This is a genomic window from Aeromonas mytilicola subsp. aquatica (genome assembly GCF_044336385.1).
Taxonomy (GTDB): domain Bacteria; phylum Pseudomonadota; class Gammaproteobacteria; order Enterobacterales; family Aeromonadaceae; genus Aeromonas; species Aeromonas rivipollensis.
The window spans coordinates 1,033,117-1,052,746 of sequence record NZ_CP172298.1; the positions used below are offsets into that span (position 1 = coordinate 1,033,117).

The 19,630-nt window shown below is 60.0% G+C and carries 17 protein-coding genes; 14 read left to right on the forward strand and 3 right to left on the reverse strand.

Annotated features, from left to right (window positions below; genetic code table 11):
- The first annotated feature begins 87 nt into the window (after positions 1–87).
- Genes ACFWHB_RS05030 through arsC form a run of 5 tightly spaced genes read left to right on the forward strand, consistent with a single transcriptional unit; the run spans position 88 to position 4,365 of the window.
- A complete protein-coding gene (locus ACFWHB_RS05030) occupies positions 88–585 on the forward strand; it encodes a phosphatase domain-containing protein (RefSeq protein WP_241343470.1) in 498 nt (165 codons plus the stop codon).
- A 10-nt stretch (positions 586–595) separates the two neighbouring features.
- The gene (locus ACFWHB_RS05035) at positions 596–1,612 is read left to right on the forward strand and encodes an ArsJ-associated glyceraldehyde-3-phosphate dehydrogenase (RefSeq protein ID WP_395949595.1); all 1,017 of its coding nucleotides are present in this window, start codon (positions 596–598) and stop codon (positions 1,610–1,612) included.
- A 7-nt stretch (positions 1,613–1,619) separates the two neighbouring features.
- The gene (gene arsJ, locus ACFWHB_RS05040; RefSeq protein ID WP_395949596.1) at positions 1,620–2,861 is read left to right on the forward strand and encodes an organoarsenical effux MFS transporter ArsJ; all 1,242 of its coding nucleotides are present in this window, start codon (positions 1,620–1,622) and stop codon (positions 2,859–2,861) included.
- Positions 2,861–3,937 carry an ACR3 family arsenite efflux transporter gene (arsB, locus tag ACFWHB_RS05045; protein WP_395949597.1) on the forward strand — a complete coding sequence of 359 codons (1,077 nt, stop codon included), beginning with the start codon at positions 2,861–2,863 and terminating at the stop codon, positions 3,935–3,937. The genes arsJ and arsB overlap by 1 nt, the downstream gene beginning before the upstream one ends.
- Positions 3,934–4,365, forward strand: coding sequence for a glutaredoxin-dependent arsenate reductase (gene arsC, locus ACFWHB_RS05050; protein WP_368169534.1), 432 nt, complete (start codon positions 3,934–3,936; stop codon positions 4,363–4,365). The genes arsB and arsC overlap by 4 nt, the downstream gene beginning before the upstream one ends.
- Positions 4,366–4,537: 172 nt before the next feature.
- On the opposite strand, the gene ACFWHB_RS05055 is transcribed toward arsC, so the two are convergent.
- Positions 4,538–6,028, reverse strand: coding sequence for a SulP family inorganic anion transporter (locus ACFWHB_RS05055; RefSeq protein ID WP_290030462.1), 1,491 nt, complete (start codon positions 6,026–6,028; stop codon positions 4,538–4,540).
- Between the two features lie 587 nt (positions 6,029–6,615).
- Here ACFWHB_RS05055 and ACFWHB_RS05060 point away from each other — a divergent pair.
- From ACFWHB_RS05060 to ACFWHB_RS05095, 8 genes are all read left to right on the forward strand, one after another.
- Complete coding sequence (locus ACFWHB_RS05060) at positions 6,616–7,383, forward strand: LuxR family transcriptional regulator (protein WP_392416671.1); 768 nt, start codon at positions 6,616–6,618, stop codon at positions 7,381–7,383.
- 231 nt (positions 7,384–7,614) lie between these two features.
- Positions 7,615–8,133 carry a type VI secretion system effector Hcp1 gene (hcp1, locus tag ACFWHB_RS05065; RefSeq protein WP_025327970.1) on the forward strand — a complete coding sequence of 173 codons (519 nt, stop codon included), beginning with the start codon at positions 7,615–7,617 and terminating at the stop codon, positions 8,131–8,133.
- A gap of 369 nt (positions 8,134–8,502) precedes the next feature.
- A complete protein-coding gene (locus ACFWHB_RS05070) occupies positions 8,503–10,530 on the forward strand; it encodes a type VI secretion system Vgr family protein (RefSeq protein ID WP_395949598.1) in 2,028 nt (675 codons plus the stop codon).
- Entirely contained in the window at positions 10,530–11,387 is an 858-nt protein-coding gene (locus tag ACFWHB_RS05075) for a DUF4123 domain-containing protein (protein WP_395949599.1), read from the forward strand. The genes ACFWHB_RS05070 and ACFWHB_RS05075 overlap by 1 nt, the downstream gene beginning before the upstream one ends.
- Positions 11,384–14,821 (forward strand): toxin VasX, encoded by a 3,438-nt coding sequence (locus tag ACFWHB_RS05080; RefSeq protein WP_395949600.1) that lies wholly within the window; start codon positions 11,384–11,386, stop codon positions 14,819–14,821. Before ACFWHB_RS05075 ends, ACFWHB_RS05080 begins: the two co-directional genes overlap by 4 nt.
- 363 nt (positions 14,822–15,184) lie before the next feature.
- A complete protein-coding gene (locus tag ACFWHB_RS05085) occupies positions 15,185–15,973 on the forward strand; it encodes a hypothetical protein (RefSeq protein ID WP_395949601.1) in 789 nt (262 codons plus the stop codon).
- 62 nt (positions 15,974–16,035) lie between these two features.
- Positions 16,036–16,299: a hypothetical protein gene (locus ACFWHB_RS05090; RefSeq protein WP_395949602.1), complete on the forward strand. Its 264-nt coding sequence runs from the start codon at positions 16,036–16,038 to the stop codon at positions 16,297–16,299.
- Between the two features lie 89 nt (positions 16,300–16,388).
- Positions 16,389–17,177: a hypothetical protein gene (locus ACFWHB_RS05095; RefSeq protein WP_395949603.1), complete on the forward strand. Its 789-nt coding sequence runs from the start codon at positions 16,389–16,391 to the stop codon at positions 17,175–17,177.
- Positions 17,178–17,303: 126 nt separating this feature from the next.
- Here the strand turns inward: ACFWHB_RS05095 and ACFWHB_RS05100 are convergent, their stop codons facing one another.
- Both ACFWHB_RS05100 and ACFWHB_RS05105 read right to left on the reverse strand, forming a co-directional pair.
- Positions 17,304–17,879: a DJ-1 family glyoxalase III gene (locus ACFWHB_RS05100; protein ID WP_395949604.1), complete on the reverse strand. Its 576-nt coding sequence runs from the start codon at positions 17,877–17,879 to the stop codon at positions 17,304–17,306.
- 35 nt (positions 17,880–17,914) lie between these two features.
- Positions 17,915–18,862, reverse strand: a complete 948-nt coding sequence (locus ACFWHB_RS05105; RefSeq protein ID WP_163136486.1) for a ketopantoate reductase family protein — start codon at positions 18,860–18,862, stop codon at positions 17,915–17,917.
- Between the two features lie 214 nt (positions 18,863–19,076).
- Between ACFWHB_RS05105 and ACFWHB_RS05110 the strand changes: the two genes are divergently transcribed.
- A complete protein-coding gene (locus tag ACFWHB_RS05110; protein WP_106886048.1) occupies positions 19,077–19,559 on the forward strand; it encodes a YajQ family cyclic di-GMP-binding protein in 483 nt (160 codons plus the stop codon).
- The last annotated feature ends 71 nt before the right edge of the window (positions 19,560–19,630 follow it).

A 19,630-nucleotide genomic window follows, 5' to 3' on the forward strand; every position in this document is an offset into this window, starting at 1 on the left:
GCTTGCGGCCACCAGCACTGGGTACCAACAACCTATTTTCACCAACCAATCTGATGTTCTCAATGAGACATGGAGCCGCTGCTTATCATGCACCCCTTTGACATCCTGAACCTGGATAATGGCGCCCGCCTTATCTTCACCCCCTGCCCTGGCACCAAGGAGGCTTCCCTGCAAGCCTCCCTCAAGACCCTGCAAGCCGCCGGGGCCGATGCGGTAGTCACCATGATGCCCGATGCCGAGCTTAGCGAGTTCAAGGCCGATAGCTTACCCGCCGAGTGCAATGCACTGGGGCTGGCCTGGTTCCAGCTGCCGGTGGAGGACGATTGCGCCCCCGAGGCGCCCTTTGCCGCTGCCTTTGCCAACCACAAGACGGCGCTGCTGGCTCGCCTGGCCTCTGGTCAGACCCTGGCCATTCATTGCCGTGGTGGCTCGGGGCGTACCGGGCTGATGGCAGCCATCTTGCTGCTGGAGGCGGGCTACGCCCCCACACAGGTCAAGTCGCTGGTGCAAGGGCTGCGCCCCAAGGCGCTAACCCTGACACCACACGTTGACTACCTCAATACCCACTACTCATTCGCCGGTTAAGGAAAACAGCATGACTATCAAAGTGGGTATCAACGGTTTTGGCCGCATGGGCCGTCTCTCATTTCGCGCCGCCTTCGACTGGGCGGATGTGGAGTTTGTGCGCATCAATGACCCGGCTGGCGATGCCGCCTCTCTGGCACACCTCATCACCTTCGATTCCGTCCATGGCCGCTGGCATCATGAAGCCAGCGCCGATGGTGACCAGATGGTGATAGGCAACCATCGTATCCTCTGCACCCGCAACAAAGAGATCGGTCAGACTGACTGGTCTGGTTGTGATGTGGTGATCGAGGCTTCCGGCAAGATGAAAACCAAGGCCCTGCTCAATGCCTATCTGGCGCAGGGGGTGAAGCGTGTTGTGGTGACTGCGCCGGTCAAGGAAGAGGGTGTGCTCAACGTCGTCATGGGGGTCAACCACCACCTCTACGACAAGGCGCAGCACCCCATAGTAACGGCGGCCTCCTGCACCACCAACTGCCTGGCGCCCGTGGTGAAGGTGATCCACGAGCAGCTCGGTATCAGGCACGGCTCCATGACCACCATTCATGACATCACCAACACCCAGACCATACTGGATGCCCCCCACGCCGACCTGCGCCGTGCCCGCGCCTGCGGTCTGAGCCTGATCCCCACCACCACGGGTTCTGCCACCGCCATCACCCACATCTTCCCCGAGCTCAAGGGCAAGCTGAACGGTCATGCGGTGCGGGTACCGCTCGCCAACGCCTCCCTCACCGACTGCGTGTTCGAGGTGAGCCGCCCCACCACAGAAGCCGAGGTCAATGGCTTGCTCAAGGCCGCCGCCATGAGTGAGCTCAAGGGGATCATGGGCTATGAGGAGCGCCCGCTGGTGTCGGTGGATTACAAGACGGATCCGCGCTCCTGCACCATAGATGCGCTCTCCACCATGGTGATCAATGGCACCCAGGTGAAGATCTACGCCTGGTATGACAACGAGTGGGGCTATGCCAACCGCACCGCCGAGCTGATGCGCATGGTCGGCCGGATGGACAAGGCGCAAGGATAACCCGGCCATGGCACTGACCCGACTCTCCCCCGAGGCTCGCCAGTATCTGCTGGTGACCGGCAACTACTGGGCCTTCACCCTGACCGATGGCGCTTTGCGCATGCTGGTGGTGCTCTACTTCCATGGGCTCGGTTACAGCCCCCTGGCCATCGCCTCCCTGTTTCTCTTCTACGAGATCTTCGGGGTGGTGACCAATCTGGTGGGGGGCTGGCTCGGCGCTCGCCTTGGGCTCAACCGCACCATGAACATAGGGCTGGCCCTCCAGGTGCTGGCATTGGGCATGCTGCTGGTGCCACCGCTCTGGCTGACGGTGCCCTGGGTGATGGGGGCGCAGGCGCTCTCGGGGATAGCCAAAGACCTCAACAAGATGAGCGCCAAAAGCTCCATCAAGTTGCTGGTGCCGGGGGAGGCGCAGGGTCAGCTCTACCAGTGGGTAGCACTCTTGACGGGCTCGAAGAATGCCTTGAAAGGGATGGGCTTCTTCCTCGGTGGCGCCCTGTTGACCCTGCTCGGGTTTCAGGGGGCCGTTCTGGTCATGGCCCTGGCGTTGGCGCTGGTGTGGTGCGTCAGCCTGCTGACCCTGAAACGGGATCTCGGCAAAGCCAAGAACAAGCCCAAGTTCAGCGAAATCTTCTCCAAGAGCCGCGCCATCAATTACCTGTCGGCGGCCCGCCTCTTCCTGTTCGGTGCCCGGGATGTCTGGTTTGTGGTGGCGCTGCCTGTCTACCTCGCCTCCAGCTTTGGCTGGGATCACTGGTATGTGGGGGGCTTCCTGGCGCTCTGGATCATCGCCTACGGTGTGGTTCAGACCCAGGCCCCCCGCTTTACCGGCAAGCGGGAGGGGCGGGTACCCGATGGCAAGGCTGCAATGCGCTGGGCATTGGTGCTGGCCCTGACTCCGGCTCTGATTGCCCTGGCGCTCCACTATGAGGTGCATCCGGCCATCAGCCTGGTGGGAGGGCTTATGGTGTTTGGCGCCCTGTTTGCCATCAACTCCTCCCTGCACAGCTACCTTATCGTCAGCTATGCCGGTGCAGATGGGGTATCGCTGGATGTGGGTTTCTACTACATGGCCAATGCCCTGGGGCGTCTGCTCGGCACCCTGCTCTCCGGGCTGGTGTTCCAGCTCTATGGTCTCGAGGCCTGCCTCTGGATCTCCACCCTCTTTATCCTGTTGGCGGCGTTGATTTCAATCGGTTTGCCCCGCCATCAGCCGCCCGTTTCATCCAATCCTCATGGAGTCTCGTGATGAGTACAACAGCCTGCGGCGATCTGCCCGTCAGCAAAAAAATGAGTTTTCTCGACCGCAATCTCACCCTCTGGATCTTCGTCGCCATGGCGATTGGGGTGGGGATTGGTTATCTGTTCCCCCAGGTGGCCCAGTGGAACGAGGCGATGTCGGTCGGAACCACCAACGTTCCGCTGGCCATAGGCCTCATCCTGATGATGTACCCGCCGCTCGCCAAGGTGAATTACGGCACCATGGGCGCCATGACCCGGGATCGCCGCGCCATCACCCTCTCTCTGGTGATGAACTGGATCGTCGGCCCCATCCTGATGTTCGTGATCGCTCTGACATTCTTGCATGATTACCCCGACTACATGGTTGGTCTTATTTTGATTGGCCTGGCTCGTTGTATCGCCATGGTACTGGTATGGAACGACCTCGGTGGTGGCAACAAGGAGTACGGTGCTGGCCTGGTGGCCCTCAACAGCGGTTTCCAGATCCTCACCTACAGCTTCATGGCCTGGCTGTTCATTACAGTGCTGCCGCCGCTGTTCGGGCTGCAGGGCTTCGCGGTGGATATCACCATGCTGGATATCGCCGAGAGCGTGCTCATCTATCTCGGCATCCCCTTCCTGGCAGGCTTCCTGAGCCGCCATTACCTGGTCAAGGCCAAGGGGGATAAGTGGTACAGCGAGCGCTTCATTCCGGCCATCTCCCCCATCACGCTTATCGCCCTGCTGGCCACCATAGTGCTGATGTTCAGCCTCAAGGGGGAGATGATAGTCGAGCTGCCCATGGATGTGGTTCGCGTTGCTATCCCGCTGGTGATCTACTTTGTGCTGATGTTCTTTACCAGCTTCCTGGTGGGCAAGAAGCTGGGCATTCCCTATGACAAGAACGCCTCCATCGCCTTTACTGCGACCGGCAATAACTTCGAGCTGGCCATCGCTGTCTCCATCGCCGTGTTCGGGCTGAGCTCGGATCAAGCCTTCGCCGGTGTAATCGGCCCCTTGGTAGAGGTGCCCGTGCTGATCGGTCTGGTCAACGTGGCCCTGCGTATGAAGCGCCACTATGGCAAAGCGGAGGCGCAAGCATGAGTGACACCGCTATCACCATCTACCATAACCCGGCCTGTGGCACCTCACGCAATACGCTGGCACTTATCCGCAACTCAGGTGTGGAGCCGACCGTCATCCACTATCTGGAGATGCCGCCGAGTCGCGAGACCCTGGTCGCACTGATTGCTGCCATGGGGATACCGGCGCGCGGGTTGCTGCGCCAGAATGTGCCCCCCTACGAGGCGCTGGGGCTGGCTGGGGAGGGATTCAGCGACGAGGAACTGATCGACGCCATGTTGTCCCATCCCATCCTGATCAACCGCCCCATAGTGGTCACCCCGCTTGGTACCAGGCTGTGCCGTCCGTCAGAGGTGGTGCTGGATATACTGCCGAACCCACAGCAAGGTGCCTTCACCAAGGAAGACGGGGAGCGGGTGGTGGACGAAAAAGGGCGGCGCATCGAGTGAGGGGGCATGAGCCCGTATAAGGAAGAAGGGGGTGGCCATGGCCACCCCCTCGCTCTTTATCTCCGCAGGAGCACGGCAGCGCCGTGCCGGTCGAGGCCCAGGCGGCGCCGCCTGGGCAGGTGAGCCGTCGATCCCGGCAACAATGCTTGTCATGATGGATCCCGTCTTGTGATCAGTGGCCAGCCAGCAGCTTTTCCACTTCTTCCGGTTTGTCGTGTACCCCGAAGCGGTCGACTATGGTGGCACTTGCCTCGTTCAGGCCGATGATCTCCACCTCGGTGCCCTCGCGGCGGAACTTGAGGACCACCTTGTCCAGCGCAGTGACGGCGGTGATGTCCCAGAAGTGGGCATGGGTGAGGTCGATCACCACCTTCTCCACCACCTCCTTGAAGTCGAATCCGGCAAAGAACTGCTCGGCACTGGCGAAGAACACCTGGCCCCGCACCAGATAGGTGCGTACTTCTCCTTTTCGCTCGCTGTCGCTCTTGACCAACATGAAGCGGGCGACCTTGCTGGCGAAGAACAGGGAGGCGAGCAGTACCCCGACAAATACTCCGAGCGCCAGGTTATGGGTAGCCACTACCACGGCGACTGTGGCCAGCATCACGATGCTGGTGGAGAGGGGGTGGGTTTTCAGGTTGCGCACCGACTCCCAGGAAAATGTCCCGATAGAGACCATGATCATCACGGCCACCAGGGCCGCCATGGGGATCTGGCGGATCCACTCATCCATGAACACCACCATCAGGATCAGCAAGGTGCCCGCCACAAAGGTGGAGAGGCGACCACGGCCACCGGACTTGATGTTGATGATGGACTGGCCAATCATGGCGCACCCCGCCATGCCCCCCATCAGGCCGGCGCCTAGGTTGGCGATCCCCTGGCCCTTGCACTCGCGGTTGCGATCGCTTGGGGTATCGGTCAGGTCATCGACGATGGCCGCCGTCATCATGGATTCGAGCAGACCCACCACGGCCAGACCCGCAGAGTAAGGGAAGATGATCGCCAGCGTCTCGAGATTGAGCGGCACCTCGGGCCACAGGAAGATGGGCAGGGTATCGGGCAGCTCGCCCATGTCGCCCACGGTGCGAATATCTATCCCCATGGTGATGGCCACCGCCGTCAGTATGACGATGCAGAGCAGCGGGGAGGGCACCAGCTTGCCCACCACGGGGATGAGCGGGAACAGATAGATGATGCCAAGGCCGGCCGCCGTCATGGCGTAGACCTGCCAGGTGACGTTGGTGAGCTCGGGCAGCTGGGCCATAAAGATGAGGATGGCCAGCGCATTGACGAAGCCGGTGACAACGGAGCGGGAGACAAACCGCATCAGGCTGCCGAGCTTCAGGTAGCCCGCCGCTATCTGGAAGAGGCCGGTGAGCAGGGTCGCCGCCAACAGATACTGCAGGCCATGCTCCTTGACCAGGGTCACCATCAGCAGCGCCATGGCGCCGGTGGCGGCGGAGATCATGCCGGGGCGGCCGCCGACGAAGGCGATGACCACGGCGATACAGAAGGAGGCATAGAGGCCAACCTTGGGGTCTACTCCGGCGATGATGGAGAAGGCGATGGCTTCCGGGATCAGCGCCAGGGCGACCACGATACCGGCCAGCAGGTCGCCACGTATGTTGGAGAACCACTCTTGTCTTGCACGTTCCAGCATGGGGGATTTTCTCGCTTGTTGAGGATCCATGGTCGCAAGTCGCCACAGACCCGGGGTCAGGTGGCATTCTGGCAGGATCACATTGTTGTATTGGTATATGACAGATGAACAAAAACGCTCCGGTTGTGACAACCAGAGTCAGGCGGCAGGCGCCGCGAAGGGCGGGGTTAGGGCGGCGTGACGGTCACGCCAGAGCGCAAAACAGGCATAGGGGGCGCATGTTAGCAGTCAAGGCGGCGGCAGGAAAGCCCGAGGTTTTTGCGAAAAGGTTGCCTGGGAGGCTCAGGCACTGCGGTGATCAGGATCTCTGTTTTAAGCGAAAAAGGCTTGTTTTTAGTGCAATCACTATATTAATCATATGTAATTAATATAGTTTCACATATTAGATGCTGCCTGTTTACCATTGGTAGCATTTTTCTCTATTGGTTATCCCTGTTCTGTTGGGGCCTGCCATCTCGCCGCCTCTTCCGGGTCGCCCACACTTCAGGCCTAGGTTGCGTGTCATTTCCACTTGTTGGCATGTGATTCAGCCCCTATTGGGATTCATGCCAAACAATATGGTCACCGTTTATAAGCAACTCGATCACATGAATACAACCTACGCATTAGACCTTATCGCCCGGTTCGAGCAGGCCAGCGATGAACGCACCATAGTGGCGTTGCTGCGCCAGTTGACGGTACAGGCAGGCTTTGACTATTTCCGGCTGGCTCTGTTGCTTCCCAGCACCATACAGCGCCCGGATGTCATCATCTTCAATGGCTGCCCCCAAGAGTGGGTGGATGCGTATACCCAGGCAAATTTCTTTGCCATAGATCCCGTCGTGCAGCGTGGCATGGTGCAGAGTACGCCCATTCTGTGGGCCGAGCTCATGGCGCAGGGGGCATGTGATGAGCAGAGCCTGGCAGTCATGACGCTGGCGCAGGAGGCAGGGCTGCGTGACGGCATCACCTTCCCCTGGCATGGCGCCAACGGGCATGTGGGTCTGCTCTCCCTGATCACCCGTGAACCGCGCAGCGAGCAGGAGTGGCTGGCGGCCGTGCCTTCACTGACCTGGTTGTCCATGCATATCTTCGAGGCCGTGGTACGGATCTGTCTGGTGGGGTCGTCACCTCACGATGCCCTGAGCCTGCGTGAACTGGAAGTATGCCGCTGGGCGGCGGAGGGCAAGCAGGTGAGCGATATCGCCCAGATCCTGGGGATCACCCCTCGTACGGTGACATTTCATCTGAACAATGTGGTGATCAAGCTGGGGGCGAGCAGCAAGTGCCAGGCCATCTCCTGGGCGCTCAAGCAGGGGGTCGTCCGCTTGAATGTGGAGCTGGCATCCGTTGCCAATGTGGATGAGCAGCAGTGATCTCTTCCGCATGGCGCAACGAATTGCTCAAAAAACGGAATATTGAACTGGTCAGGCAATAATTGGTGGACGAAAACGTTGAATAACACAAATTGTTGCGCTGGATATGCTGCGGCATTATCGTGGTGAGATGGTAACCTATTGAAATTGCTCAATTTAAAAGAATGGCATGGTCACTGCTAATGGTTTCGGTCGAGTGTCATTACCGTTCAACCCATCAGGAGCAAACTCATGCCAACTCCATGTTATATCAGCATCGAAGGTAAAACCCAGGGCAACATCACCGCTGGTGCCTTCACCTCCGACTCCGTCGGCAACATCTTCGTGCAGGGTCACGAAGACGAGATGCTGGTACAAGAGTTCCAGCACATCGTCACAGTCCCGACCGATCCGCAATCCGGTCAGCCCGCTGGCCAGCGTGTCCACAAGCCGTTCAAGTTCACCGTGGCCCTGAACAAGGCCGTGCCGCTGATGTACAACTCCCTGGCCTCCGGCGAGATGCTGCCGAAAGTGACCCTGAAGTGGTACCGCACCTCGGTGGAAGGCAAGCAGGAGCACTTTTTCTCTACCGTGCTGACCGATGCCACCATAGTCGACATCGACTGCCAGATGCCCCACTGCCAGGATCCGGCGAAGTCTGACTTCACCCAGCTGATCCAGGTCTCCATGGCCTATCGCAAGATCGACTGGGAACACACAGTGGCCGGCACTTCTGGCGCCGATGACTGGCGTGCCCCCATCGAGGCATAAGCCCCGATTTTTTATCAACGTTATTCCTTTGTAGTGCACCCCAGGGTTCTGGCGCCTTCAGTGTCAGCGGTCGCCAGACCCGTGCAAGCTTTCTCCGACCCGTTCAACCGGATGTGGTCGGAGCTTTTGTGTTTTGCCATATGGCCGCAAGGCGGCTTGATGGCAAAACACAACAGAGGCCGGCCTTGATGTGTCCCACCATGGCATTGCTCGGTGACATAGGTGCCGACCACTAAGGGTTTCCCCTCTCAGCTAGTTGTCGCCAGTCCGGATCTGCTCCTCGATGGCAAACCCGTCGCAATGGGAGCTTCGCCATCGCTTGCATGGTGATAGGCGCAAGCAGCGGACAGGCAGGATAAGGAGTCACTGATGGCAGACAGCACAGGATTACAATTTACCGTCAAGGTGGGGGCCCTGCCCGAGAGCACCTTTGTGGTGGCCGAGTTTGCCCTGGAAGAGGGGCTGAACCAGCCATTTCGCCTGCGCCTTGAGCTGGCAAGCCCCGAGCCCGATGTGGATTTCGGCGCCGTGCTGGACCAGCCGTGCGAGCTCGTGGTGTGGTACAACGGCGAGCTGCAGCGCCGGGTGTGCGGTGTGGTGAGCGACATGGCGCAGGGGGACAGCGGCTTTCGCCGCACCCGCTACCAGCTGCTGGTGCAACCGGCCCTGTGGCGGCTCTCCCTTCGCCAGAACTCCCGCATCTTCCAGGCGCAGAAGCCAGACGAAATCCTCAGCATCCTGCTGCAAGAGCACGGCATCACAGATTACGCCTTTGCGCTCAAGAACGAGCACGCCAAGCGGGAATACTGCGTCCAGTACCGGGAGTCCGACCTCGACTTCGTCAATCGCCTCGCCGCCGAAGAGGGGGTGTTCTACTTCCACGAGTTCGAGCAGGGCAAGCACCGCATCGTCTTTGCCGACGATGCGGCGGCCCTGACCGCCGGCCCCGAGCTCTTCTTCAACTTGGGCAACCGCTCCCTGGAGCAAGGGCCCTATGTGCGGCAGTTCCACTACCGCGAAGCGGTGCGCCCCTCGGATGTGGAGCTCAAGGACTACAGCTTCAAGACCCCGGCTTACGGCCTCTCCCACAAGAAGATGGGGGCAGAGCTTGCGCACCAGCGCGATACCTACCAGCACTTCGACTACCCGGGCCGCTACAAGCTGGACCCGAGCGGCAAGGCCTTTGCCCAACACCGGCTGGATGCCCTGCGTAACGACGCCGTCGCCGGCAGTGGCAAGTCCAACTGCGCGGCCCTGCTGCCGGGCCAGACCTTCGCCCTCACCGAACACCCGAACGGGGCGCTCAACACCGATTGGCAAGTGGCGCGCATCAGCCACACCGGCTTGCAGCCACAGGCGCTGGAAGAGGAGGGAGGCAGCGGCCCCACCGTCTACCACAACGAATTTGGCGTAGTGAAGGCGAGCACCACCTGGCGAGCGCTGATGCCGGCCAGGCCCATGGTGGATGGTCCGCAAATCGCCATAGTGGTGGGGCCGGAGGGGGAGGAGATTTACTGCGATGAGCACGGCCGGGTGAAGCTGCAGTTCCCCTGGGATCGCTACGGTTCTAGCAACGATATGAGCTCCTGCTGGGTACGAGTGAGCCAGGGCTGGGCGGGTGGCCAGTACGGCATCATGGCCATACCGCGCATCGGCCACGAGGTAATCGTCTCTTTCCTCGAAGGGGACCCGGACCAGCCCATCATCACGGGCCGCACCTTCCACGCCACCAATCGGCCGCCCTATGAACTGCCAGCCAACAAGACCCGCACAGTGCTGCGCACCGAGACCCATCAGGGGGAGGGCTTCAACGAGCTGCGCTTCGAAGACCAGACGGGGCAGGAAGAGATCTATATCCACGGTCAGAAAGACCTGAACCTGCTCATCGAAAATGATGCGGCCTGGCATATCAAACACGACGAGCACAGGGACATCGACAATGAGCGGGTGACCCGCATCAAGGCCAATGACCACCTGACGGTGGAGGGGGAGAAGCGGGACCAGATCAAGGCGGACTACTCCCTGACCTTGGATGCCAGTCTGCACCAAAAGCTGGGCCAGTCCCTGCTGGTGGAAGCGGCCAGTGAAGTGCACCACAAGGCGGGCATGAAGATAGTGATGGAAGCGGGGGCTGAGCTGACCCTCAAGGTGGGGGGGAGTTTTGTCAAAATCGACCCGAGCGGCGTCACCCTCTCGGGCGGTTCCATCAAGATGAACTCAGGTGGCAGCCCGGGGTCGGGTTCTGGCTGGGGTGGCCAGATGCCGATCCAGCCCGGCGCGGTTGAAGTGGTGGCGCCGCCGCCTCCCATGGACCCCGCACGTCAGATTGCGACGCTCAAGTCTGCCGAACCTGTGTGCGAAATTTGTGAGCAACTGGCCAGACAGGTGAACCCGTAATGGTTTTGCCCGCATTTGAGCTGGCCACAGGGGAGCACCTCTATCTGTTGCTCGATGGCGGGCAGATCCCCGAGCTTGAACGGCAGCTGTTTGAGGTAACCGATAGCCCTGTTTATCAACCTATATATCTTTATGCACCTTGGGATGCCCTGCGAGAAGCCTCTCCCTGCTTGGTTGAGGCGTCACCAGCACTGCTTAACTGGTATTCCCACGGAGAAGAGGAGTGGGGATACCTCCTTTCCTCTCGTCTCCCGTTATTACCACTCGCTGAGCGGCTACGCCAATTGATCGAGGTTGAAAGCCCCTACGGTAGTCGCATTTTGCTCAAGATGGCTCAACCCGATGGCATGTTCCGCTTACTGATCGATGACGAGCCTTGGCTTTGGCAGGGTATTGAGCAGGTATGGATCCCTGTGCACAGACTTCGACGCCCACACTCCCCTGCCGAATGGTGGAACAAAAAGGTTTCCAAGTTGGAGCTGCCAGTTGGCAAGTCGCTGCGTCTGAGTGACGCCCAGTGGGCACGTCTTGGAGAGGTAACCTGGTTGAACACCCTAAATGATGTCTGGCGCCATATGGAGAAATGGTTCCCCGAACGTCTTGGTGAACAGGTTGATGCTCCTCAGTGGGTCGCAGAGTGGGCTGAATGGGGCTATGGCAAAGGGTTCGAAAGTACAAGGGACCTGCTGTTTTTCTTCAATGTACTGGGCTACCTCGGCACTGCCTGGAAGGAGAGTGACGCTTATCCCGCCATCACTGTACTGATCATGCGTGTTTCATCACTTACCCCCTCACAGAGAATTGAGCAAGCAGCCGAACTTGCCGAAGCGCAACACAGAATGGGAACTGAGATATGAGTGCAAATCAAGATGCTGCTGCTGCCAGCAGTGCCAATGCTCAGGGGGGCGCCAAAGCTTGCCCATTGAAGAAAAACAAGATTCAACTATTGCCGGTTCGTTATGCGTTGGTTGAACAGAAAACGGTCCACCCGGCCATAGCCAGCAACCATGCTGCCAACATCAAGTACCGCCCCGTCGGGATCCGATTGATTGATGAGACGAGCTATCTCTACCTGATCCACAGCAAGCGCCCAGATATCATCCATGCCTATCAACTGGCGGATAACGGAGTCGTCGCCAAGCTGGAGCAGAAAGGGCTGACATCCGCCTCGGACAAGGAGGAGTTTGTTTATCAGGAATCGGATTCCACCATAGTGGTCAGTCGTTCCGGCTCTGTGCAGGTGCTCTACAGTCGCACCAAGATCTCGCCCAAGCTGCAAGGCCAGTTACTGCGCTCCTCAAAGCTGCGTCAAAAGATGATGCAGAGCTGTCAGCTGGGTAGCTTCGATTGTCAAAATGGATCTCGACATCTGCTGCCGCCTGAGCAGCTTGAGAAGCATCTTGCAGAGGTACACCCGCAGCAAAGCACTCATGCCAAAACCGAGCAATGGTGTTGGTTGACCCAATTGCCAAAAACGCAAAGTGCTAGCGTATTGACCAGCAAAATACTGCCTGCTTACCAGGGGGAGGCCGCCATCCTGCTGCTGGAGGATCCGATCGGTCTGATGACCGAGTTGGCCAGCGCCTATCAGGCGATGGTGGAGCAAGAAGAACAATGGATGGCCGAAGGTTATAACCGGGCTGATTACTTTGCCGCCGCTCAGTTGCTTCAGCTGATTGAGATGAGCGATGACCTCTTGTTGATGCAGTCGGCGGACAATCAAAAGCTGGCCGAATACAGCAAGGCCCATCCCAACGCGTTGGAAAATCGCTATCGCGACTACTGGAAGGCCAAGCAAGACTATGAAGCCGCATTGGAGAAGATGAATCGCCCCAGTGCCTCGCCGTTTGGCGATAAAAAGACGTTCGAAGCCTATCGTTCCGAGCTGGCCAAGAACGACGTGATGGCAAAGGAGGCAGGCGTCTCCAGTCAAGAGCTAAAGGCGATGTTTGACCGCGCCGGTGAGCAGAAGCAAGACCTGCTCTACGGCGAAAGCTGGATGGGCATGCGGGTAGCTCGAGGGATCCTGGAGCGTATCGACGAGGAGGCCATGAGCGCCTGGTACGGGCCGGCTCAGGCCAAGATTACCCATTGGCGGGAAACCTGTTTCCAGCTCGAAACTGACAGGGTTGCCATGCTGCCAGCGGCCTACACGGCCATTCCCGTCTATGACAAAGAGGTGCAGGAGCAGTTCAAACGTCGGCTGGATCTGGAGTATCACTGGTTGCTCGGTCTGGGGGACGATCCGGAACACAGGCAGAAAGTCAGTGCATTTTTCGCCACTCTGGGTGAGCAGACCACCCATCTCTGGGTCTCCAACGCCGACAATATCGCCACCGTTGAAGACTATGACGGGCTTGCAGGGGACATCAACAACGCGCTGGGGGTCAAGGATAGCACCAGTGCACTGATCGATGGCCTGGCTGGCCTCAAGGAGTTTCAGGCGCAGATGGCAGGGGTGCATCTCAAGCTCATAGACAGCGTCCCTGCTGAGTTGCAAGGCTCCATGGGCAGGCTGGCGTCGGAACTTGGCCGTCTGGCGATCCCCGAGCTGAAAAAGATGGCCGAGCGGATACATGCGGCCCAGGGGCAGGCAGATAGCCTGCTGCGCCATGTCAGACCCGGCACCATTGCCATGCTGCTGGGTCAGGCGAAGAATGCAGCCGTTACCCTCGATATTGGCGCTCAGAGTGACGCTGCTTACGCGCAGTGGCAGCAAAAAACCTTGGGCACGCTGGAGACGCTGCGCAAACGGGCTGAGTCTGCCACCCGCGAATACAACAAGGCGAGCAAGAGTACGCCCACCGACAGCAAGATTAGAGCTCGCGCCAATGCCGAGTGGGCCGCGGTGCAGCGTGAAAGTGCGGCGCTGCGCGAGCAGGTGTTTGCACACAGCCAGCCGGTTGCCCGCCCCGGCGAGCCCCACCCTTTATCCCATATCGTGATCAAGGCCAGCGGCGCGCCCCTGACCGAGATAGAAGAGCACTTGCGTTTGAGTCGCGCTGCGTTGCGTAATCAGGTGCTGTTTGGCAATGCAGCCAGACCCGCCTTGGGCGGGGCGACCCTCAGCGGCAGCTTGGGTCTGGTGGTGCTGGTGGCCAATTGGTTCAACTTTGCCAAGACGGCAGGGGATCTGGCACATAAGAGTAAGAAAAATAGTACTCAGAATGCTGACTTCATCTCCGCCAGCGTGGGGCTGGCTGGCGCAGCACTGGCACTTGGCGTCGAGGTGGTGCGCACCGTTGCCTATTGTCGCTGGCTCAAGGAGGGAGCAGAGAGCAGTCTCAAAACCGCTGGCCGAATCGTCACCTTAGGTACTACAGGGGTGGCGATCTTTGGTATGTTCTCGGCCACAGCAGATGGTTATAAGCAAGCGTCACAGATAGCTCGCCACTGGAGTCGGGGGGAGTGGGAGCCCATGGTCGCCTCTGCGATCACTCTGAGCGGCGATGGCTTGCAGGCATACGCCAGCGGAAAGGTTGCTCTGGCCGGGGGCCGGATGACCATGGCCGCCATCGCCGGAGAGATCAGCTGGCAGCGGGCCGCCGCCGTCACGCTGCGCTTCGCGGTGCGCTTCAACCCCTATATGTGGCTGGCCAGCGCCCTGATCTTCGGCGGCGAACTGGCCTACAACTTCCTCACCTCGACCCCGCTGATGCGCTGGGTCAGCGAGTCCCGCTGGGGCAAGCGCGGCATGCTGCCATTTCTGCATGCCAACCAGGAGTGGGAGTACGACATTCAGCTGCGCAAGTGGCAAGAGGTGATGCAGACCCCGCGCCTGAGGATTAAGTACAACACCGAGACCAAGACGCAGCAGCGGTTGATGGTGGGCACCATCGTCGATGTGCCAGTACAGCAGCGGGTGTTGACCCAACTGCGTATCCTGCTGCCCATGACGGCCCCCGAACAGGTTCGCCTCGCCGTCCTGGTGCAAAGCGAGGGCAAGCTGGTCGATTTCACCAACCACTTTCGCCAGACCGCACCTGTGGCTCAGGAAGGGTTGTATACCCGCCTCGATTTCGACTGGCCCCAGGATGATGTCAGCAGACGTCGCATGGAGTGGCTGCATCTGGTGCTCTCTGTCACCACGGTGGAGGGAAACAAGTTGTTTGAGGAGCAAGGGGGGCTGCGCTTCTCCCTGAATCTCCAGCAGCTTCAGGGGCTGGAAGAGGCCACGCTGGCCGGGGATGAGCCGGGCTGGAGCCAGGTTGAGGCGCTGGATGAGGATGACAACTTCCCCCTGGCCCGTGGCAAGATAGTGGCCCAGCTGCAACCCCTGCTGAACCGATAACGAGGACGTATGAAACACTCAGCATTACCGTTTTTTGCCGGGCAGCACCGGCAGGAGCGCCTCGGCGCCCGCACCGTATTCAGCCCCCTGCCGGTGATGACTAATGTGCCGCCGGTACGGCGCACCGACTGGCTGACCAAGAAGCTCCCCCACTATATCGAGCTGGGTGGGGCTGGTGGCTCTCTCTTTCAAACTCAGTTGATGTATTCGGTCTGGGTGCTGGGATTCGTTCTTTTCTCTTTTGCATTTTGGGGGCCACCCGACAATGGGATGAGTGATGGACAGGGCTGGGCTGGCGTCTGGGCTGGATTATATAAGGAGGTTTGGGTCGGGGCAGACCAATGGGTGATGGAGTTTAGCTGGATGAATCTGCTGGGTGCCGTTGTGTTACTAGGAATGGGGCCCGGTTTTGCCTTGCTATTTACAGGCAAGTTGATATGGGAGCATCAGCAGCAGCTGCGCCGGGTGTTGCCCTTTCGCTTTCACCGCCAGCGCCGCGAGGTGATGCTGTCTCGCTGGGACAAGCGCACCAAGCGCACCGAAGTCCGGATTTTCCCCTGGGAAGAGATGTGCGCCATGGTGGGGGAGGGCTCAGCCGTTTCGGTCAGTGGTGTCATGACCATGGCGAGCCTGTTTTTCGGTATCAACTCGGACGAGCGACCCGGCCACTTCTGGTCCGGCATGAATGTCGGCACCCTCAGCAAGGAGGTGGGGGCCGGCGAGTGGGAGATGATCCGCCGTTATATGGAAGAGGGGCCCGAGGCCATCGACGAGCCGGCCCCGGTCACCTTTGACGGCATGATTGAGGAGTTCTGCCGGGAGCGGAAGATATCCCGCAGCGCCTTCTCCCCCTTGCGCCGCCTCTGGTGGGAACTCAACGGTACTCGCTTTGGCATACTGCGCATCAATATCCAGAGCCGCTTGCAGCAGCGCTTTGCTGAGCGCTACTTCGCTGCCCATCCCGAGCTGGCAGCCTGGAGTGAGCCATTGCCACCCGAACAGTGGGCCAAGCCGAGCGAGCGGCTGACCCGTTGCAACCAGCTGCTGGCGGAACAATATGCCCAGGGCCGGAACATCTTCACTGTGGGTGACGTGCGTGAATTGTTGGGGGAAGAGATAACCCCGCAGGCCGCTCAGGCGTTGACACCCTAATGGATACCATCGTTGGCGGGATGTGACTGCCACCAACCTGACAGCATCGATATAGAGAACGGATGAAACACTCAGCATTGCCGTTTTTTGCTGGCCAGCACCGGCAGGAGCGCTTCGGCGCCCGTACCGTATTCAGCCCTCTGCCGGTGATGACCAATGTGCCGCCGGTGCGCCGTGCCGACTGGCTGACCAAGAAGCTCCCCCACTATATCGAGCTGGGTGGGGCTGGTGGCTCACTTTTGCAAACCCAATTGATGTATTTGTTCTGGGTTCTTGGATTGATTCTTTTCTCCGTTGTATTTTGGGGACCCCCGACAATGGGATGAGTGATGGACAGGGCTGGGCTGGCGTCTGGGCTGGATTATATAAGGAGGTTTGGGTCGGGGCAGACCAATGGGTGATGGAGTTTAGCTGGATGAATCTGCTGGGTGCCGTTGTGTTACTAGGAATGGGGCCCGGTTTTGCCTTGCTATTTACAGGCAAGTTGATATGGGAGCATCAGCAGCAGCTGCGCCGGGTGTTGCCCTTTCGCTTTCACCGCCAGCGCCGCGAGGTGATGCTGTCTCGCTGGGACAAGCGCACCAAGCGCACCGAAGTCCGGATTTTCCCCTGGGAAGAGATGTGCGCCATGGTGGGGGAAGGCTCAGCGGTGTCGGTCAGTGGTGTCATGACCATGGCGAGCCTGTTTTTCGGTATCAACTCGGACGAGCGACCCGGCCACTTCTGGTCCGGTATGAACGTCGGCACCCTCAGCAAGGAGGTGGGGGCCGGCGAGTGGGAGATGATCCGCCGCTATATGGAAGAGGGGCCCGAAGCCATCGACGAACCGGCCCCGGTCACTTTTGACGGCATGATTGAGGAGTTCTGTAGGGAGCGGAAGATACCCCGCAGCGCTTTCTCCCCCCTGCGCAGGCTCTGGTGGGAACTTAACGGGACCCGCTTTGGCATACTGCGCATCAATATCCAGAGCCGCTTGCAGCAGCGCTTTGCCGAACGCTACTTCGCCGCCCATCCCGAGCTGGCGGCCTGGAGTGAACCATTGCCGCCCGAGCAGTGGGCCAAGCCGAGCGAACGGCTGACCCGTTGCAACCAGCTGCTGGCGGAACAATACGCCCAGGGCAGGAACATCTTCACTGTGGGTGACGTGCGCGAGTTGCTGGGGGAGGTCATCACCCCGGAGATGGCGCAGGCGCTGACACCCTAGACCGCAAGAGAGCGTGGTTTTGCAAGCGGGTAATCGGTGCCAGAGTTTGCCAGTCTGCCCATAACAGAGCCCCCCTTGCCAGTGGCAAGGGGGGCTCTGTCGTTCCAAGGGGAATGCTTGGTGCGGTTATGGCAAGACCGAGGGGGGCAGCACCATGGGCCCGGCCACCGCGCGGGCGGCTTCATCACCGCGTAGCACCCGCACCAGCTCGAGGGCAAACTCGATGGCGGTGCCTGGGCCCTGGCTGGTGATGAGACCATGGGCATCATCCCGCACCACCCGGGCCGTGCTCAGTTGCGCGGCGGGCAGGCGGGCCTGAAAGCCCGGGTGACAGGTGACGCTGGCATCCCCCAGCAAGCCGTGATGGTGCAGTACCACGGCGGGGGCGGCGCAGATGGCCGCGCGCCAGCGGCCGAGGGCCGCCTGTTCTCTCAGCAGGTCGATGGCGAGGGGAGTGTCGCGGATCACTTCGCTGCCGGGCAGGCCGCCCGGCACGACCATGGCATCGAAGTCACGGCTGGTCAGCTCATCGAGATGGCAGTCCGCCACCAGCTGTACCCCGCGGGAGGCGCGGATCTGGCGCGCTCCCGCCGGGCAGCAGGAGGCCAGCACTACCTCTATGCCGCCGCGCACCAGGGTGTCGACGATGGCGACCGTCTCTATCTCTTCCGACCCCGGGGCTACCAATACCAGTACTGTCATCCTGCACTCCTTCGTCGCCCGCAGTGCCGCTCTGCTCAGCGCTTCTCTTTGACGGCCTGATAGAGGCCCTGATTGACCGGCACCGCTATGCCGTGGGCGGCGGCCTTGCCGAGCAGGAAGCCGGTGATGGCCTCGATCTCGGTCTCACGCCCCTGCTCCATGTCCTGATACATGGAAGAGTAATTGTCGGCGGTGAGTTCCACCACAGTCATCACCCGGCGCAGCAGCTCGTCGCTGCCGGTCGGCTGGCCTTCGGCCTGCATCACGTCAGCCACTTCCACGCAGATCTGTTGCAGCACATCGGCGAAGCGCGGGCCGGCCAGCTCGCCATTCTTGAGCTTGTAAAGCGCAGTGAGCGGATTGATGGCGCAGTTGATGGCGAGCTTCTGCCACTGGCGGGTCAGGATCTGCTCATCCCAGCCGGCTTGACCGAGAGCGGTGGCGAGCTGGTCTGCCAGGGCGGAATGGGCCTTGGCGGCCTCATTGATCGGGCCGAGCCAGGTTTCGCCCTTGCCAGTATGGCGGAACACGAAGTGGCCATTTTGCATGGCGCCGTGGCTGGTGACACCGGCAATGACGGGGTTATGCGGAAACAGCTGCACCACCTGTTCGGCTATGCCCATGCCATTGTGCAGCAGCACTATGGGAACCCCTGCCGCCAGCTTGCCTACCAGGGGCGTCAGGGCCGACACCACCTGACCCGCCTTGGTCATCACCAGCAGTCGCTGGATGGTGCCGGGCTTGTCGATGAAACCCCGCTCGATGGCGAGCAACTGGGTGTGGCCCTCGAGGGAAGTGAAATCGATGCCGGGGTGCAGGGTGGCGCGGTGCCGCTCGCTCAGCAGGACACGGGTCGGCTGGCCACTTTGGGTCAGCAAGGAGGCGAAGACGCCGCCCAGGGCACCGCAGCCCAGCAATGACCAGTGAGGGGAGGAGGGGTGTCGGCTGTTTTTCAGGTTGTTGTCGCGTAATCCGCTTGGCATGGAGAGGCTCAATCAGGGTAGTGGCTGCGTTCCGAGCAACTCGCTACCGGGGATAAGTGAAGATGTCGCTCGGCGGACACTAACGGGTCTCGCCATTCCTGTGCGCAGGGGATTCTAGCAGAGCAATCCCATTGAAATCAGCAAATTTGCCGGTTTTCTGGTAGATTTGCCCCTTTGTCAGCACAACCTGAAGTACAGCATGAGGAGCCCGGCTATGCCGTCATTCGATATTGTCTCTGAAGTCAAAATGAACGAGGTGTTGAACGCCGTCGATAACGCCAATCGTGAACTGGCGACCCGTTTCGATTTTCGTGGTGTGGAAGCCAGCTTCGAATTGAACAAGGAAGAGGTCAAGCTGGAAGCCGACGCCGATTTCCAGCTCAAGCAGATGGTCGAGATCCTGCGCGCAGCCCTGCTCAAGCGCAACATCGAGAACAGCTCAATGGATGTGGGTGACAGCGTTCACTCCGGCAAGCGTTTCCACCTGAACGTCAAGTTCAAGCAGGGGATCGAGAAAGAGATCGCCAAGAAGCTGGTGAAGCTCATCAAGGATTCCAAGATCAAGGTGCAGGTCGCCATCCAGGGTGACGAAGTGCGCGTCACCGGCAAGAAGCGTGACGATCTGCAGGAGACCATGGCACTGGTGCGTGGCGCAGAGCTGGGTCAGCCGATGCAGTTCCAGAACTTCCGCGATTGATGATGAAGGGGGAGGCCCCTGGCCACTCCCCTCATCGAGGAAGCGCCATAAAAAAACCGGAGCAGATGCTC